17 protein-coding genes are annotated in these 17,430 nt (G+C 49.8%); 11 read left to right on the forward strand and 6 right to left on the reverse strand.

What is annotated here, in order from left to right; genetic code table 11:
* Positions 1-8: 8 nt before the first annotated feature.
* Positions 9-1,151, reverse strand: a complete 1,143-nt coding sequence (locus ABEA14_RS06860; protein WP_345339153.1) for an efflux RND transporter periplasmic adaptor subunit — start codon at positions 1,149-1,151, stop codon at positions 9-11.
* A gap of 327 nt (positions 1,152-1,478) precedes the next feature.
* On the opposite strand from ABEA14_RS06860, the gene ABEA14_RS06865 reads away from it, so the two are divergent.
* The 6 genes from ABEA14_RS06865 (at position 1,479) to ABEA14_RS06890 (ending at position 5,291) form a co-directional block, all read left to right on the forward strand.
* The gene (locus tag ABEA14_RS06865; protein WP_345339154.1) at positions 1,479-2,750 is read left to right on the forward strand and encodes a DUF945 family protein; all 1,272 of its coding nucleotides are present in this window, start codon (positions 1,479-1,481) and stop codon (positions 2,748-2,750) included.
* 60 nt (positions 2,751-2,810) lie between these two features.
* Positions 2,811-3,038: a DUF350 domain-containing protein gene (locus ABEA14_RS06870; protein ID WP_345339155.1), complete on the forward strand. Its 228-nt coding sequence runs from the start codon at positions 2,811-2,813 to the stop codon at positions 3,036-3,038.
* A 43-nt stretch (positions 3,039-3,081) separates the two neighbouring features.
* Positions 3,082-3,909 carry a transglutaminase domain-containing protein gene (locus ABEA14_RS06875; RefSeq protein ID WP_345339156.1) on the forward strand — a complete coding sequence of 276 codons (828 nt, stop codon included), beginning with the start codon at positions 3,082-3,084 and terminating at the stop codon, positions 3,907-3,909.
* An 86-nt stretch (positions 3,910-3,995) separates the two neighbouring features.
* Positions 3,996-4,211: a TIGR02450 family Trp-rich protein gene (locus ABEA14_RS06880; protein ID WP_345339157.1), complete on the forward strand. Its 216-nt coding sequence runs from the start codon at positions 3,996-3,998 to the stop codon at positions 4,209-4,211.
* Between the two features lie 94 nt (positions 4,212-4,305).
* Complete coding sequence (locus tag ABEA14_RS06885; RefSeq protein ID WP_345339158.1) at positions 4,306-4,728, forward strand: DUF3010 family protein; 423 nt, start codon at positions 4,306-4,308, stop codon at positions 4,726-4,728.
* A gap of 380 nt (positions 4,729-5,108) precedes the next feature.
* Positions 5,109-5,291: a DUF6435 family protein gene (locus tag ABEA14_RS06890; protein WP_345339159.1), complete on the forward strand. Its 183-nt coding sequence runs from the start codon at positions 5,109-5,111 to the stop codon at positions 5,289-5,291.
* 59 nt (positions 5,292-5,350) lie between these two features.
* Here the strand turns inward: ABEA14_RS06890 and ABEA14_RS06895 are convergent, their stop codons facing one another.
* Positions 5,351-7,834, reverse strand: a complete 2,484-nt coding sequence (locus ABEA14_RS06895; protein WP_345339160.1) for a S9 family peptidase — start codon at positions 7,832-7,834, stop codon at positions 5,351-5,353.
* Between the two features lie 266 nt (positions 7,835-8,100).
* Between ABEA14_RS06895 and ABEA14_RS06900 the strand changes: the two genes are divergently transcribed.
* The 4 genes from ABEA14_RS06900 to ABEA14_RS06915 all read left to right on the forward strand — a co-directional run bounded on the left by ABEA14_RS06900 (position 8,101) and on the right by ABEA14_RS06915 (position 12,610).
* Positions 8,101-8,829: a PEP-CTERM sorting domain-containing protein gene (locus ABEA14_RS06900; RefSeq protein WP_345339161.1), complete on the forward strand. Its 729-nt coding sequence runs from the start codon at positions 8,101-8,103 to the stop codon at positions 8,827-8,829.
* Between the two features lie 472 nt (positions 8,830-9,301).
* Positions 9,302-10,729, forward strand: coding sequence for a replicative DNA helicase (dnaB, locus tag ABEA14_RS06905; RefSeq protein WP_345339162.1), 1,428 nt, complete (start codon positions 9,302-9,304; stop codon positions 10,727-10,729).
* Between the two features lie 6 nt (positions 10,730-10,735).
* Positions 10,736-11,833, forward strand: coding sequence for an alanine racemase (gene alr, locus ABEA14_RS06910; protein ID WP_345339163.1), 1,098 nt, complete (start codon positions 10,736-10,738; stop codon positions 11,831-11,833).
* A gap of 99 nt (positions 11,834-11,932) precedes the next feature.
* A complete protein-coding gene (locus tag ABEA14_RS06915) occupies positions 11,933-12,610 on the forward strand; it encodes a TIGR02117 family protein (RefSeq protein ID WP_345339164.1) in 678 nt (225 codons plus the stop codon).
* Positions 12,611-12,639: 29 nt separating this feature from the next.
* On the opposite strand, the gene ABEA14_RS06920 is transcribed toward ABEA14_RS06915, so the two are convergent.
* Positions 12,640-13,737, reverse strand: coding sequence for an alkene reductase (locus tag ABEA14_RS06920; protein ID WP_345339166.1), 1,098 nt, complete (start codon positions 13,735-13,737; stop codon positions 12,640-12,642).
* A 197-nt stretch (positions 13,738-13,934) separates the two neighbouring features.
* Between ABEA14_RS06920 and ABEA14_RS06925 the strand changes: the two genes are divergently transcribed.
* Positions 13,935-14,996, forward strand: coding sequence for a hypothetical protein (locus ABEA14_RS06925; RefSeq protein ID WP_345339167.1), 1,062 nt, complete (start codon positions 13,935-13,937; stop codon positions 14,994-14,996).
* Between the two features lie 58 nt (positions 14,997-15,054).
* Here the strand turns inward: ABEA14_RS06925 and ABEA14_RS06930 are convergent, their stop codons facing one another.
* From ABEA14_RS06930 to ABEA14_RS06940, 3 genes are all read right to left on the reverse strand, one after another.
* A complete protein-coding gene (locus tag ABEA14_RS06930; RefSeq protein WP_345339168.1) occupies positions 15,055-15,636 on the reverse strand; it encodes a PEP-CTERM sorting domain-containing protein in 582 nt (193 codons plus the stop codon).
* A 251-nt stretch (positions 15,637-15,887) separates the two neighbouring features.
* The gene (locus ABEA14_RS06935) at positions 15,888-16,769 is read right to left on the reverse strand and encodes a LysR family transcriptional regulator (protein ID WP_345339169.1); all 882 of its coding nucleotides are present in this window, start codon (positions 16,767-16,769) and stop codon (positions 15,888-15,890) included.
* A 111-nt stretch (positions 16,770-16,880) separates the two neighbouring features.
* The gene (locus tag ABEA14_RS06940) at positions 16,881-17,426 is read right to left on the reverse strand and encodes a DUF1287 domain-containing protein (protein ID WP_345339416.1); all 546 of its coding nucleotides are present in this window, start codon (positions 17,424-17,426) and stop codon (positions 16,881-16,883) included.
* Positions 17,427-17,430 lie beyond the last annotated feature (4 nt).

Raw genomic sequence — 17,430 nt, forward strand, 5'->3', positions numbered from 1 at the left:
GCCTCCCGCTATCGTTGAGCGACGGCGGCAGCTTCAAGCTTAACCTCCATCCCTTTTTGCGGATACTCAGGCAGTGTCAGAACCAGCTGCTCACCAGCGCTCAGGCCATCACTGATAAAGAAATACTCACCTTCTTCACGCAGTACTTCGACCCGGCGAGGGAAGAGTTTATTGTCTTCATCCATTAACCACAGCGTGCGGTTACTGACAAGGTCCTGTGGTACCTGATATACGTTGGTGAGGGTTTTGCCTTTAAAGGTAACACCTACGTAGCTACCAAATTTCAACTTTGGTTGGTTGCCATTGAGGCTGTAGGGGTCTTCAATACGAGCCACCAGGTGGGTCATGCGGGTGGCATTATCAACCACGCCGAGATCTCGAACGATCTCCGCCTGACGCTCAATGCCGTGTAGGCCTTTGGTAGCAATGGTTGCGGTGCTGCCCTCGATGGCATCAGGTAGAAATGCGTTATCAAAACCAGGCACAGGGAAAATAACCTCAGCCGCTTCGATACTGCTTAGTTCAGCAACCGTATCGCCAACATTCACAAACTGGCCCACACCCAGATCCCGGGAGATCACCAGCGCGTCATAAGGCGCGCGGACTTCGCAGTTGTTCAGATCCCGTTGAGCCAGCTTGAGCCCAGCTTCGGCAGATTGTACATCTGCTTTGGCACTCATCACCTGAGGTTTACGCAGGTAAAGATCTGAGACTGTACGATCTTTCATTCTGCGCGCTTCTGCTTCGGCTACTTTGGCCTTCGCTTCCTCTTCGATCAGGAGGGCGTGGGCACGACGAAGTTCAGCTTGAGCCTGAATCAATGCCGCTTCGTAATTGTCCTTTTCGATGGTAAACAGGATATCACCCTCTTTTACCAGTCCCCCAGCGGTGAAGCTAGGGTTCCACTGCGTGACCTCACCCGATACCTGGGCTGCCAGCATGGTGCTTTGCAATGGCTTAACTTCACCATAGCTGGCGATAGTGACCTGGTAGTCAACTGATTGCAGCGTAGATACCCGTACAGTTGGGCGTGTATCTACCACCTTCACTTCTTCAGGTGCTTTTTCGGTGGCTTTAATCAATTTCATGCCGCCAGCTCCGACGGCCAGCACTGCGACGGGCAGTGCCCATTTCATCCATTTTTTGCTCATAACTGAAATCTGCTATCTATTAGGCTCAACTTATAGTAACTGCTGAGTTGCAAATCAAAGTTAACAAATTGTAAATAACTATGAGTGACAAGCTAACAGGTTGATTAATAGTGGATGAAATGTGATCAGATAACTTGGATTAAGTAATTTGCTGTTGTCTAATAAAGCGGCGATAAGGAAGTCATTGCGACATCACCCGGCTTCAAGGTTCTGAAGCCCCTTTCCTTCCTATTTGCTTGATGTGCGACTGAATGCGCCTTTTTAACTTCATTGTTAGAGCGCCTTTCTGGTTGCAAGTAAGTTATGTTGTTACGTAGGGATACATATATGAATAAGTCAGTTGTTATCGGCGTCGGCCTGGTCGGCGTTATTGGTCTGTGTGCTGCTGGTACCTATGCGTCAGGACAGATGCTCGACAATATCTACCCCATGAGCATCGCCAAACTAAATCAATCTCCTGTTATGGAGGTTGAAATGGAACAAACCAGTAGCTCCTTCTTTGAACGCTCCCATAAGTTTATGGTCACCCTGAATGGCGAAGTATCGCTTGAATTCACAGAACAGGTGACCTTGTTACCCTGGGGGGCCTCGGGTGAAGTTGAGTTGGTGCAGCAGGGGGATATGTTCTCTCAATTGCGTGAAGAGACCACCTTCACCGAGTTACCTCTTGAAATCAGCTGGCATGCAAATCAGCTATTCGGCAACGCGTCTCTGGAAATGCTGATGGAAGCGTTTTCTATTGAAAGCAAAGATCCTGAAGACAGCTCCGTCGCACACATCAAACCGCTATCGCTTTCTGTCGACGCAACCGTTTCGGGGTATGCAGAGATGTTTGAGTTTACATGGCAGGGCATGGAGTTTGGCGATGGCGAAGGCACATTCGTTATGGATGAGATGACAGCTGGAGGAGTTGGCGAAGAGAACGACGGTGTATTTTTGATGACGGATGGCTTCTACAAGGTGGCGTCGGTAACGTTTCACGATCCTGACAGCCAAACCAAATTCAATCTGGTGGATCTGAAGTTCACCAGTCGCAACGAGAAGCAGGGAGAGAACGCCTTGCTGGAGAATGAGTTTGCTGTCGCTTCCTTTGATTTCTCTGATGGCCAACAGAACATCAGCATGCTTGATGCCAAATTCGAAGTGACATTAGACAATCTTTCATGGCAGGCGATGAAGGCGCTTCAGACCATTAACCAAGGCCAGATGATGACGGATGACGAAGCGACTCAAGCCTTCTCTGCTTTGTTTAATCAAGGATTTGACGTGGCCCTGGATACGCGTATCAATGATCTTTCTGTGATGGGCCCGATGGGGGCCGGCAGCGGTGAAGTGAGTGCTAAGGGGAGTCTGGTGATCCAGCCCTCAGACTTTGAAGCATTGCAGCACAATCCGATGGCGCTGATGCAAAGCCTGGTTGGCGAATTGGACCTGTCTTTGAGTCAGTCACTGGCTGATATGGCTGCCGATGCTGGCGCACCTCCTTATCAGGCGCTGGCAGATGCTGGCTATGTCAAAGTGGAAGATGGTCTTATTAAATCCAAATTAGCGTTGGCAGCTGAAGGTCTGACCGCCAACGGTATGCCTTTGGGGATGTAAGTTATATATGGGAGAGGGATTGCCCCTCTCCCGAAATTGTTGATCAAGTAAGAGAGAGTTATGGGCGGAGAATTTCTAACTGCGACGCTGTTCAACCTTGCAGTTAACCTGATTTATACCTTGGTGGCGCTGTTGGTCGGTGTATTGGCATTGCGGTTTATCGATAACAAGCTTTTGAAAAACATCGACATCGAACAGGAGTTGAAAGAGGGTAATGTCGCTGTTGCCATCTTTGCGTCAACTATCCTGCTGTTTGTCGCCTTGATTATCTCTTTTGGCCTTAAATAGGCATTTTTCAGCGGCCAGAATCAGCAGCTAGAAATAGATCGTAATGAAAGCCAGTTGGATCATTTACCTGCTCCTGTTTGCTTGTCTTGTTTACGTAGGCATGCAGAAAGATCGTCCTCCCAGTTTGGAGCGTGTGATGGCAAATGCGCTGTCTGCGCAAATGGAAGACGCGGCCAATCGTATCCCTGTGCGAATGCTTGATTCTGCAAATCAGAGAGGTTCAGTGCATGTGCTCAGCAATGGCAAAAATGTGTTTGAACAGGATATTGTGGCCTTCATTCGGTCACAACAGAGTCAGACAGACACCACCTACCTATGGCGATTTGAGCCCGATGGTTATAGCACCGCGACCGCTCAAGGCTTAGATAATCAGCACCATTTCGTAAACAGTTACCTGGTGGGGTATTCACCGTTCCAAACCGACAAGCTTTGGGTGCCCCTTTACACGGTTGCGACCCGTAAACAGTACCAACTGGACAGCGAGCAATATCAGAAAGGTGACCTATGGCAGAACTCGGCTCAAGCTTATCTTTACACCCGTGGAGACTGTGAGGACCATGCGCTGCTGTTGGCTGACTGGCTGATTGCCAGCGGCATTGATGCCCGTGTTGTTATGGGCAACTACAGAAATGAAGGGCATGCCTGGGTGGTGGCATTTAAAGATGGCGAGGCGTTTCTCCTGGAAGCAACAGATAAGCGAAGATATGCCGCGTGGCGCCATTACCCCAAAGCCAGTCTGGCGAAGCACTATGCCCCTGAAATCATGTTCAATCGCCATTCACTTTGGCTGAATCAGGGCAGCAAACAAACCCGTGATTACCAAGGTTCACATTGGCAGAAGCGTTCTGTGTTTAAACCTGCCAGTAGTTAAGATCCATCCGCTCATCTATCTCGTTCTAAATCTCTAATCGTCAGTCCGTGTCCGGACTAAAATGTGATTGAAGCGAGGGCCAAATAATGAACACTTTCAATCCCAACAAACTTCGCATGAGCAAGTGGACCAATGTCGGGGGCACAGGCTCGCACAAACACTATGTGGTCACTGACATATCGATGGACGAAGAGGGGGCTATCGAGTCCTGCACTATGGAGGCGGTCGGCTCTCATCAAGAGCGAACGGTGGAGTGGCAGGAACTATACGATAATCGCCGTTGGAAATCGGGCTGGGAGTAAACGGTAGAAACAAAAAGATTTCTGCGGTGTTTCTCGATTTCACTTACACTATGCGCCATTGGCAGTCGGCCGTGGTTATGTGTGAGGAAAAGTGATGAAGGTATGTGGTGTTGAACTAAAAGGCAGTGAAGCGATTATTTGCTTGTTGTCACTGGAACAGGGGCTGTTTGAGATCCCAGATTGCCGCACATCACGTATTGCTATCTCCAAGTCGACAACCACAGAAGAGATGCGCAAGTTCCAGTTTGACTTTGCCAAGCTGATGGAAGACTACAAGGTTGAGCAGGTTGTTATCAAAGAGCGCATGACCAAGGGCAAGTTTGCCGGTGGCGCTGTTAGTTTCAAACTGGAATCAGCCATTCAGCTTATCAAAGAGTTGAATGTCGATCTTATTTCAGCGACCGAAATTAAAGAGACAGTAAAACGCAATCCGATGCCTGTTGAGTTTAAAGCAACTGGCCTGAAACAGTTTCAGGAGCAGGCATTTACTGCGGCGTATGCATTCTTAAGCAAGTAGCTGAATTAGTTTTACCTCTGTTTGTTTCAACTGAAACCAAGCCGAACCGGCTTGGTTTTTTATGTTCAGGACGAACGGTATGCCGCGGATACATGGTACCCAAAACACTTCGTGGGGCATGCAAATGTATAGGTGCGGCGATGTTCAGGACGAACGGTCGAAAAATTGCTCCTGCATTTCCGACATTTCCGCCATCCTTGGCGGTCGTATGCCGCGGATACATGGTACCCACTGCGCTTCGCGGGGCACGCTGTGTTCAGGACAAAACCAATCTGGACCCCCTCTGTGTAACCGCAGCCATTTTTACTATCTTCACGATCTTTTCGTGGGTGATTGACGTAAAACCAGTCAGTTAAATCACCAACTGAAGAGGTCTGCTTATGTTTCAGTTTCTGCGTCCAGATCCCGTGAAAAGAATGAAAAAGCGATATAACGCGATGTTGGAGCAAGCCATGTTGGCGCAACGGCGGGGCGATATTCGCAGCTATTCAATGATAAGTGCCGACGCTGAGGCGTTGTGGGGCGAAATTAGAGAGTTACAGCGAACACAGCAGAGTAAATAGTCCTGTGCCCAGAAGTAAAAAAAGCCACTCAGACGAGTGGCTTTTAGTTTTTTACACGGTTATTTCGCCAGGCACTCACCAAAGAGTTTGTGAATGCGACGATATTCATCAAGCCAGCTGGATGGCTGACGGAAGCCGTGTGGCTCAACCGGGAAGATCGCGGTTTCAAAGTCCTGCTTTTCAAGCTCAATCAAACGCTGCACTAAACGCACGACGTCCTGGAAGAACACGTTGTCATCCAGCATCGGCGCATTGATCAGCAGCGGCTTGTTCAAACCTTCTGCGTGGTAGATGGGACTGCTACGCTCGTAAGCCAGAGGATCAACCTGCGGGGTATTGAGGATATTGCTGGTATAGCCGTAGTTGTAATGAGCCCAATCCGTCACGGGACGAAGCGCCGAGCCGCACTGGAACAGGTCTGGCTGCGTAAACAGCGCCATAAAGGTCATGAAGCCACCGTAGCTACCGCCATAGGTACCAACACGCTGAGTATCGACATTGGCATTTTCACCCATCCAGCTAACACCATCCGCCAGATCTTCAGTCTCAGGGCGACCCATATCGCGGTAAATGGCTGTACGCCAGTCTCGGCCGTAGCCCTTGGACGCACGATAGTCCATATCCATGACCACGTACCCTTGCTGGGTCAGCAGGCTGTGGAACATAAACTCGCGGAAGTAACCTGACCAGCCCAGGTGACTATTCTGCAGGTAACCTGCGCCGTGGTTAAAGATAACGGCCGGGTACTTATCAGCTCGGCTCTTATCAAAGTCTGCCGGGTAGTAGACTCTGGCATAGATTGGATGTTCGGTGTGGCTGGAAGGCACCGCCACCACTTCTGGTAACACCCAGGGGTAGTCGCTGAAGGCCTTGCTGACGGTGTGGGTCAGACGCGTGGCTTTAGCGCCGCCTTTGACCTCTTGCAGGTACAGCTCTGTATGCTGATCTAACTTTGAGTGACTGAGTAGCAGCTTGTCTTCGGCCGGACTCAGTACGTACTCCGTCATACCGTTCAGGTCCGTCAGTTCATCGATCTTGCCGCTGGCCAAATCTACGCGGTAGATCTCGTAGATCCCCGGGTGTTTAGCATTGGCCTGGAAATAGATGAACTGGTCGTCTTGAGTCAGCGTTAGCTGGTCGACTTCATACTCACCCTTTGTCAGTGCTTTGGCGCGTTTGCCCGGCGTCATCAGATACAGGTGGGAGTAACCACTTTGCTCAGACAGGAAGTAGATATCGTCTGATCGGTTCAGCCAACCGTAGCTGTTGAACTTGTAGTTGATCCAGGCTTCGTCACGCAGGTGGTGCAGACTGTTTAAGCGCTGGTTTTGCCAATCGAGTTCAGCCAGCCAGCGGTCTTTGTTATCCCATGTCGCTACCATCAGGGCGACACGTGTGCCATCTTTGTTCCACTGAATGGCGGACTGAGACCAGTACCAATCATCGATTAGAAGCAGGTTTCTACCTTTGTCCTCTTCCGGTGGCTGGTATTCGTCACCATAGATTTTGGCGTTTTCAGCGCGGACCCTGGCTAGGACATCATCGCCCAAGCCCGGCAGGAAGCTGGTATCGATCTGCTGTAATTCGTTGTTAGCCAGACCCAGGCTCCAGAAGCTGACTTCAGGGGCTTTTTGGTCATGTACGCGTTGGCGAACGCTGACACTTTCGATGCGTCCATCCTGACCGATGTAATTCGGCATGATGTCGCCATCTGGGCGCTCCTGTTTTTCACGCAACACGATGATAAGTCGGTCGCCGGCTGGAGACAGGCTGGTTTCTATCACCTCTTTGCCTTCGCCCAAATAAACGGGCGCTACCGCCATAGTGGGATCATCGGCCAAACGAGCCTGTTTCTCGGCATCTTTTTCTGCCGCTCTTTGTTGTTTCAGTGCGACATAAGCGATCAGCTTGTGCTGTTCGCGAGCAATATGGTCTTCAGGCTCTGGCACTGCCTCTGGGGCTTCGCTTAGTTGCAAGTCGGTCAGTTGCTGAATCTGACCTGAGGAGAGAGACACGGTGAAATAGTTAAAACCGCGTTTGAATGCCAATAACTCGTTGCTTAGCCACAGTGGGGAAGCATCCTGGTTGCTGGTTTGTGTCAGGACGCGAACGGTATCGTCTTTAACACTGCGCAGTAAGATGTTTCCTTGCCAGCTATAGGCAACATTAAGGTTATCTGGACTTAACTCGCCTGCAGCTTTGCCGAATCGGTATTCATCTGCAAGGGAGACTACATCGCCGTTGCCGCTGCCAGCAACAGCACGTTTAACCAGTTGGTACTGTTCTTTGCCGACAACCTTTTGTTGGTAGAAAAGGTGACTGCCATCATCGCTCCAAAACGGCGCTAAAGGCGCGTTACCCATCCAATCGGGGTGAGCCATGATCTTTTCCAATGTCAGTGTTTCACTTGGTTTAAGCGTATCGACAGCGGGAGGAGTGATCTTCTTGGGGGCTGTGTACTGGAGCTGAGCATCAGACTCCGGTGTTGTTGATGCGCAGGCAGTAATTGCCAGGCTCAACCCTAAAATAAGGCCCTTTTTCATGCTGGAATCCTAAGGTTTTTATTATCTTCTCTGGAGGAGTCGGCGTATCACCGTTGCGGCAGTATACCTCAGCACGGGCATTGGCTCACCTGGTGAAGTCAGGGGATGGGTTTATATTGAAAGTTAGTGTTTGCTTATTTTACGGTTTCTTCCAATGGCTCCTTGAGTGTGAAGTTAACACATTGAATATATGAGCTTTGTGAAATTGGCTTGTGATATGCATCACTCAAATTAGGTATGGGCGTTTGTATTTATAACGGAGAAGAATGATGAGAGCAGCTGTATCACTTTCTGCCGTATTCGCCATCCTGTTGTCTGGGCATTCTGTTGCTGCTTTAGTGGATTGCGATACGTATGTGACTGCTTCAAACGAAGTCTGTCTTGATTATGATGATTTTGGATTTACTACCACGGACGATGCGGTTCCGCCTTCAACTCTGGACCTGTTGATAACAGATAACAGTGATGTGGATGACACTTGGCTGTTTCATTTCAATACCAGCGGTGATGATGATGGTGCCTTTTTAGCCCTTGGTTTTGATCTCGACATCGATGCTACATGGAAGAGCGCATTGCAGGATGCCGGCCGCTGGATGGTGTATGATCACTCGGTACCTGTAATGGTTAGCTTCGATCAGGAAGACGACACCAATGCATCAGCATTTGAGGCCAACGCGAACCTTAATGGTTTGCCAACCGATACCTTAACTGACGGTACATTCGATTCACTGATCGCTTTGGACAAACATGACGATCTGTTCGATATGCTGGTTAAGTTTGATGTTTCTGGCTTAGATGCTGAGCTTACAGATATCAATGCGTTTGGATTGCGTATGCAACGAACCGGTGATGACGAGGAACGTAGCTTCAAAGGCATTGCTGGTGGTTTTGAAATTACGACGACTCGTATTGTGCCTGAGCCAGGACCTTTAGCCTTGTTTGGATTATTGGTTGCTGGTTTTGGTTGGCTGGTGTGGCGACGTCACCAAAGCTAAAAGAGAAACTGAGCGGCTAGATTTAACGCGCCCCCTGTGGGCGCGTTTTTATGTACAGGAAGTACGGTATGTCGCGGGTGCATGGATGCACAGGAGCGACGATGTACAGGAGGTACGGCCGAAAATTGCTCCTGCATTTTCGGCATTTCCGCCATCCATGGCGGTCGTATGCCTGACGCGGGTGCACGGTACCCAATACACTTCGTGGGGCATGCAAATGCACTAGAGCGATGATACCCACTACGCTTCGCGGGGCACGCTGTGTACAGGAAGTACGGCCGAAAATTACTCCTGCATTTTCGCCATTTCCGCCATCCATGGCGGTCGTATGCCTGACGCGGGCGCATGGTATCGAATACACTCCTCTCCAAATAAAATCGATTTATTGGATCTAGTTTAGGTTTAGCTGCTTTATTCGATGGGCGGTATTAGCGATAATAACCGACCCTCGTTAATCAGGTTTTAAGTTCAGATGGCGTCTACACCCAGCTCATCCTTTAAGGGTAACTTTAAGAAAGACTTTAAGCGCGACCGAGACCAGTTGGTTGAAGCGCTGAAAGTACCACCGCACTCTATTGAAGCGGAGCAGTCGGTGCTGGGTGGCTTGATGCTGGATAACGAAGCCTGGGACCGTGTTGCTGAACGTGTGGGTCACAACGACTTCTATCAACGCTCACATCGTTTGATTTTTGAAGCGATGGCGCGGCTGATTGAAAGCGGCCAGCCTATTGACCTGTTGACCGTTTCAGAAACCCTGGAAAACGAAAACCAGCTCGATGATGCTGGCGGCTTTGCCTATCTCGGTGAGATGGCGAAAAACACCCCCAGTGCCGCCAATATCAATGCCTATGCTGAAATTGTGCGTGAGCGTGCGGTTGTTCGCGAGATGATCAGCGTGGCTAATGAGATCGCTGAAGCGGGTTTTGATACCGAAGGGCGTGACAGTGCTGAGCTGCTCAATATGGCGGAATCAAAAGTCTTCGCCATTGCCGAACGTCGTGCCAGTAAAGGGGATGAAGGGCCTCAGGACCTGAACTCCATCTTGGGTAAAACGGTTTCCAAAATTGAAGACCTGTTCCGCAATCCAACGGACGGTATCACTGGTGTATCTTCCGGCTTTTCCGATCTGGATAAGATGACCAGCGGTTTGCAGGGCAGTGACCTGATTATTGTTGCAGCCCGTCCATCAATGGGTAAAACCACCTTTGCCATGAACCTGTGTGAAAATGCAGCGTTGAGACAGGATAAACCTGTGCTCATCTTCTCATTGGAGATGCCTGCTGAGCAGATCATGATGCGTATGTTGGCCTCACTCAGTCGTGTCGACCAGACCCGCGTGCGTACTGGCCAGTTGCAGGATGAAGACTGGGCTCGTATCTCCTCCACCATGGGCATGATGATGGAACAGGGCAAGATGTATATTGATGATTCATCAGGCCTTTCTCCCACAGAGGTACGCTCCCGCGCTCGACGAGTTGCGCGAGAACATGGTGGTCTAAGCATGATCATGGTGGACTACCTGCAGCTGATGCAGGTGCCCGGCATGAGTGAAAACCGGACGCTTGAGATCGCTGAGATCTCTCGCTCATTGAAAGCGCTGGCTAAAGAACTGAACATTCCCGTCGTTGCTCTGTCTCAGCTTAACCGTTCATTGGAACAACGTGCTGATAAACGCCCGGTAAACTCGGATTTGCGTGAATCGGGAGCGATTGAGCAGGATGCCGACCTGATTATGTTCATTTACCGAGATGAGGTGTATCACGACGATAGTCCGGATAAAGGCACCGCTGAGATCATTATTGGTAAACAACGTAACGGCCCAATTGGCCGTGTGCGACTGACTTTCCAGGGACAGTTCTCCCGTTTCGACAACTTCGCCGGGCCACAACCCGAGGATTAACCACTTTTGCTCACTGCTCACGCTGTTATTGATTTAGCTGCCCTGCGCCATAACTTGGCGCGGGTACGCGACTACGCGCCTGAAAGCCAGGTGCTTGCTGTTATCAAAGCCAATGGTTATGGCCACGGCGCACTGGCTGTGGCCGAGGCACTGTCAACGGCTGATGCATTTGCTGTTGCCCGTCTTGAGGAAGCATTGAAACTGCGTAAAGGCGGTATTGAACACCCCATCCTACTACTTGAGGGAGTGTTTGATCCTGGCGAGCTGGGCGTCGCTGCAGCACACGGTTGCGAAATCGGCGTGCATTCGATGTCTCAGTTGGAAGCTCTGGAGCGTGCCCATCTGCATAGTCCCGTCACCGTATGGCTGAAAATTGACTCAGGGATGCATCGCCTAGGCGTGGCGCCTGAGCAGGCTGCTGAATTCTATCAGCGGTTGCAGAAAACACCTTCGGTAAAAAACGTGGTGTTGATGACGCATTTTGCGTCTGCCGATGAACCTGAAACCGGTCAGACAGAGGCCCAACTGGCTCTCTTCAACCAATGCACCCAAACCTGGCAGAAAGACCTGCGCTCACTGGCCAATTCAGCTGCGATTATCGAAAATCCAGAAGCTCAAAAAGATTGGGTTCGCCCCGGAGTGATGCTGTATGGCGCCTCTCCGTTTGCGGACAAAGATGCTCACGAGCTGGGTTTAAAACCGGCGATGACCTTGAAAACAAGGGTTATTGCTGTCCGTGACCTAAAAGCTGGTGGCAGTGTCGGTTATGGCGCCACCTGGCAAGCGACAGAAGACACCCGCCTTGTGGTCGTTGCTATGGGTTATGGTGACGGCTACCCCCGTCATGCCCCTAGCGGTACACCCGTCATGATAAACGGCAAGCGCTATCCCATTGTGGGACGTGTTTCCATGGATATGATCACGGTCGATATTGGTGACGCTGATATCAAAGAGGGCGACCAGGTGATCCTGTGGGGGGATAACCCGACCGTAGATGAGATTGCCATGCTATGTGGCACCATAGGTTATGAACTGCTGTGCAATATCACTACGCGAGTGGTGTATCACTATATCGACAGTGAAAACCCCGCAGAGGTTCGTTAGTTCAGGTTTTCAGCTCTGTCTTGGCGCTCTGTTGCCCCGATTCGATTTGATTTCGTTTACTCTTTTGACAAAAGCATGAGAATAAAAACGAAGCAAAGGATGCGTAACACCTTCAACTTGGTGGCCGGCTTGATGTTGCTGGCCAGCTTTTTCTGCGTAGGCTGCTCAACACGCTGGCAGTATTTACCGACTGACGAAGAACTCAATCAGCCTCTACCCAAAATCTATGTGGTAGGCCACGGTTGGCATACTGGCCTGGTGGTGCCTGCGTCAGCCATTCCCAAGGACTTGGCGGAGATACATCAAACTCTGCCGTTTTCCGCTTTCTACGAAATTGGGTGGGGAGACAAGGGCTTTTATCAGGCCGACGAGATCACCTCTGGCATTACCGTGCGCGCCATCTTCTGGCCAACAGAGAGCGTTATGCATGTTGTTTCTTTGCCTAAAGAGCCACAGACCTTCTTTCCTCAATCTGATGTGGTTGAACTCAAACTGTCCCAACAGGCGCTGGATAAGTTGATGGTGGCGATTAGTCGTAGTTTTGCCAGAGATTCGCAGGGCGAAATTTTGCGAACCCAGAAAGGGTTGTATGGGCAAAGTTGGTTCTATCAGGGAGAGGGCAGTTACTACATGACTAACACCTGCAACACCTGGGTCGCCAAGATGTTGGATGAAGCCGGTGTACCTTTCCGTACTTTTATGACCCTGACCTCCAGCAGTGTGATTGAGCAGGCAAAAGAAGCTGCGGCGAACTACCCGTGTGCAGAGGTCAACTAGCTCAGCCTTTCGGCTGAGCTATTCAACTATTACACTTGGTATTCTGGATAATCCGTTAAGCCTTTTTCTCCACCGCCAAACAAAGTCGCGGGGTCATGCTCGGTCCAGGGGTACCCCTGCTTAATACGTTCAGGTAGGTCGGGATTGGCGACAAACGGGCGGCCAAAGGCAACCATATCTGCCAGGCCAGATGCTATTGCGTCTTGCGCCCTTTCTGTGCTGTATTTGCCAGCGTAAATCAGTACGCCTTGATATGCATCGCGCAGCCCCTGCTTAAAGCTTTTCGCCATCTCTGGCGCGTCATCCCAGTCTGCTTCCGCGATATGCAGATAGACAATCTTGTGTTTGTTCAATAAAGCAGCCGCAGCTGTATAAGTCTCAATAGGGTTAGCATCGACAGTGCCATTTAGTGTGGTCAAAGGTGCTAATCGCACACCCACACGATCGGCGCCAATTGCACCAACCATGGCCGCAACAACTTCATCCAGAAATCGAAGGCGATTCTCCAGACTGCCGCCGTATTGATCGGTGCGCTGGTTTGATTCTGAATCAATAAACTGATTAATGAGATAGCCATTGGCGGCATGTAGTTCGATGCCGTCGAAACCGGCTTCTACGGCATTCAGAGCCGCCTGACGAAATTGCTCCACGACCTGCCGGATCTCTTCGACACTCATTTCTCTCGGTTCAACGACATCAACGAAGCCTGGTTCGTCACTGCCGTTGTCGACAAAAACTTTCACATTCTCAGCTTTAATCGCTGAAGACGAGATAGGTTGTTGGCCATTTGTATTGTCAGGATGCGTCACTCTGCCAACATGCCAGAGTTGCGCAAATATTACGCCGCCTTTTTGGTGTACGGCGTCGGTGACTAGCTTCCAACCTTCTAGCTGCTGTGTCGAATAGATACCGGGAGTCCATGCGTACCCCTTACCCAGCTCCGAGATTTGTGTGCCTTCAGTGACGATCAGGCCTGCTGATGCTCGTTGCGCGTAGTACTCGGCCATTAGCGCATTAGCGACATCACCGGGTTGTGAAGCGCGAGAGCGAGTCATGGGCGGCATAACGATACGATTTGGCAATGTATGTTGACCCAGTTGGATAGTTCTGAACAGTGAACTAGACATGGTAATGCTCCAAGGGATTAGGTGAGCCCGATTCGATGACCAATAGTGTAGTGCGGTTTCTATTGCGATTAAGAAGGTGAAAAGCAATTAAGCTTTGTGAAATTCGTAATAATCGTATCTACAGGAGTGTTTGAATAAGGGAAAATCTCTACTAACTTCAGTTAGTAACCTTACTTACTAACGCAATGGAGTGCCCTATGGCAGAGATTCTAAGCTCTTTGTCATCGACCCCGCTGCCTACCATTCTGGTGGTGGCGGGACTCGTATTTCTTTTTTTGAGCATTGGTGGCCAACTCGGTGCTCAGTTGGCAACCCCCAAAATCAAACGATCGGTGGCAGGTGCTATTGGTGGTCTCCTGCTTGTTTTTGGCTTGGGTCTCTACTTCGTTGACAAGTCTCCGGACACAACAGAAAAAGAAGTTGCGAAAAAAAGTGAGCTTCCTGCCGATGAAAGTGAGCAAGTGGAAGAAGGGCACCGTCTGAGAGCAGAGAAATTCCAAGAAGGGTTGATTGTTCATACCCAGTCAAACTTCCACCTTTATGATGGCCAGCTAACGCTTAGTTTGCAGGGGCAGCACCTGCAGGGAAGCGCAGAGATTATGGGAACTGATACATCTCAATTAGAGATATTGTCAGAAGAGGCTGGACGGCCAACGGTTCTGAAGCTGACCATTGTTAAAGAGCAGGTTGATACTAAAGTTATTCTGGGTGAAGAAGAGAGTGTGACTTCGGAATCCGGCATATTTGAAGGGCATAGCCTGCTGATACAATACAAGCAGGGGCAATGGCAAAAGCAATTGTTAGGTGCAGAGCCAACCGAGCAGCAACGTCGGGAGCTGAAAACGGGTTATACCGATGACTTCGAGAGTTACCCTGATGGTATGGTAGCTCTTGGTGAGAGCTGGCAATTTGAAGGCGCAGAACTGGCTCAACTGATGGGGTTTGGCAGTTACCTGAGTGTCGATGGAAGTGCCACCATGAAATTTCTTGAGGTGGTGGAATACGAGGGCGAAACCTGTGCACTAATCACCCTTCAGCGATTGGAGATGACTGCAATAACATTGGATGGTGACGGCAATGAGGTAACTTTGAATTTTGGAGGTGAGGGACGAGTGTATCGTTCTCTCGATCGCTTTATCGACCGCCAGGTAGATTTCAATGGCAATATGAAAATGCAGACCGAAGCAGTTATGGAAGGCCAAAAAGTGGGTATCGCAATTAATGGCCCGGTAACTATTTCTGTGCAGTCGAACACCTGACGTCCCGCGCACAAAAAAGGCATCCGTTTGGATGCCTTTTTTGTTCGTCAACCGCGGACTAGCGACGGCGAGCGGCTGTCAGTCCGAGACCGGCGAGAACCATCAGCAAGATAGCTGATGGGGCTGGTACATCTTGGCCCACGTATTCGTTGATGATCATGTTATCCAGTACCCAGTGCTGGCCAGAACCTGCATTGGGGGTCGTGTCTACATAACCATTTGGATCAACCGAGATTGTCAGTTGATCGATGCCTACCCAGTTGAAAATAGCCTCAAATGGAGAGGTGCTGACATCCAGATAGTCAGTGTAAAGCAGTTGGCCATCATTTAAGCCCTCAACCATCAACGTTTGAGTGCCCCAAGCGCCAGCAATGGCAAATGAGCCGAGGTCAAAAACGCCGTTAACATCGGCCAAAACAAAATCAGATGGTGACGCTGCGAAAGGATTGAATGCAAAACCATTGCTACCAGTGAACACCTGCATCGCGTCGTAACCAGAAGTCGCGCTCTGACTGCCTGAGCCCGTAGTCACTTCTGTGTAGTTGAATATTGGATCAAGACCTGACTCAAAATCGATCAGTGATGCGTGGCTCACACCGGATACTGCTAGTAATGCCGCAGCAGCAATGTACTTCTTCATTTTGTTTCATCCTTGTTTAAAAAGCCTGATAGGCAAATTTGCATTAAGTTACTCAAAAGAACTGGGTGAGCTAAAGGCAAAAATCATTCCATTGATGTTAACTTTATGTATTTAAATGAATTAACGAATACTCTAGAAGGCAAAGCCATTTGTTTGGTAAAAAAGTCTGACATCTATCTATCTGAAATAAATAACTTGTTTCAGCTTTAATGTGGTTTTTAGGCTGTTCCGTTATTTTTTGCGCTGAAGGATTACAATGCCAGTTTTGGCTGAATAAAATCCAAAAAAGCGGTTATACGTCTTGAAACGGCAGAAGAGCGATAGAAAACGGCATTGATCGATTCTCGTTCTTTATCGCTGCTGCGTTCCGATTCCAGAAGTGCCACTAGGCGCCCTTGTGCAATATCTTCACTCACCATAAAGCCCGATAAGCAACTGATTCCGTTGCCACTCAAGGTTAACTGACGCACGGTTTCACCGTTGCTGGCGCTTAGTGTTGGCTCTGTTTCCAGGCCGCCAGCCAGTGGCCATCGATTCAGGGTTTTAGGGCTGATGAAACCTATAAGCTCGTGCTGTGCCAATTGGGAACTTGTGCTTGGATAGCCTCTCCTTGCCAGGTACTCAGGCGATGCAACGATGTAAAGCTTGCTGTAGCCCATTGGTCGAGCGTGCAGACTTGAGTCTGAAAGTTTACCCACACGAATAGCCACATCAGTCCGATTTTCTAACAGGTCGATAAAACCTTCGTTGCTGGTCAGTTCTAACTGGATATCCGGGTAAGCCTGATGAAACGCTTGAACCAGAGGAACCAACTGGTGAAGAACAAATGGACTGGCTGCATCGACTCGCAATCGTCCCTGTGGCAACTTGTCACCGGTATTCAGTTCCTCTTCTGCTCGCTGTAGTTGCTGGAGTCCTATTCTGACGCCATCTACATAGCGCCTTCCCTCTTCAGTTAACTCTACGCGGCGGGTGGTGCGGTTAAGCAGTGAGGTGTTTAGTTGTTGCTCCAGCCGGCTAACGGCTCTGGAAACCTTGGCGACTTGCAGGTCTAACGCATCAGCAGCGGCTGAAAAGCCGCCGCTATCGACCACAGCAAGCAGAAGTTCAATATCATCTGAGCGAGCTTTCATTGCAGTTTTTACAAAAATAATCAGCTATCTGTTTTAAAAACAGTGTAATTGAGACGACTGATTGTTCAAACCTGTGCAGCTTTTTGTTACTGCCAGTCTGCTCGTTGTTCGCTACCAGTAGCGGTAATGCCCCGTGATCGGGTAGTCGAACAGCATGTCGTCCAGCTCCGGTCCCCGGCCAATGTTGTGCACTATCATCGGTCTACCACTGTCTTCATCGTAGGTATTGGTCACTATGCCAATATGGGGAAGGTTTCCTGGCAGCATCCAGGTCACCAGGTCGCCCGGCTCATAGTCTTTGCTTTCCTTGGTGACCGGGATGGATTCTCCATGACGACTGAAAAACACTTGAAGATTGGGAACCCGGCGGTGATCGATGTTGGGGTCAGGTTTGGTGAGCCCCCAGATGCGATTGGAAGGGTACTTCGAAAAGTGCAAGGTCATATCCTCATGCACTCTCTGCTGAAGATCTATGCCCAGCATGCGATAAGCGCGGACAACGACGTCGGTACACACGCCTATGTTTGCGGGTACATCCCCATTGGGATAGGGAATAGCGATGTAGCTGCCATCATAAGTCACTTCATGCTGAGTTCTAGCGTATGCAGCTTGCACCACGGCCAGCTGAGGCGTTGCAGCATAAATGGGGTCGTACATCGCC

The sequence above is a fragment of the Corallincola platygyrae genome (genome assembly GCF_039544265.1).
Lineage (GTDB): Bacteria > Pseudomonadota > Gammaproteobacteria > Enterobacterales > Neiellaceae > Corallincola > Corallincola platygyrae.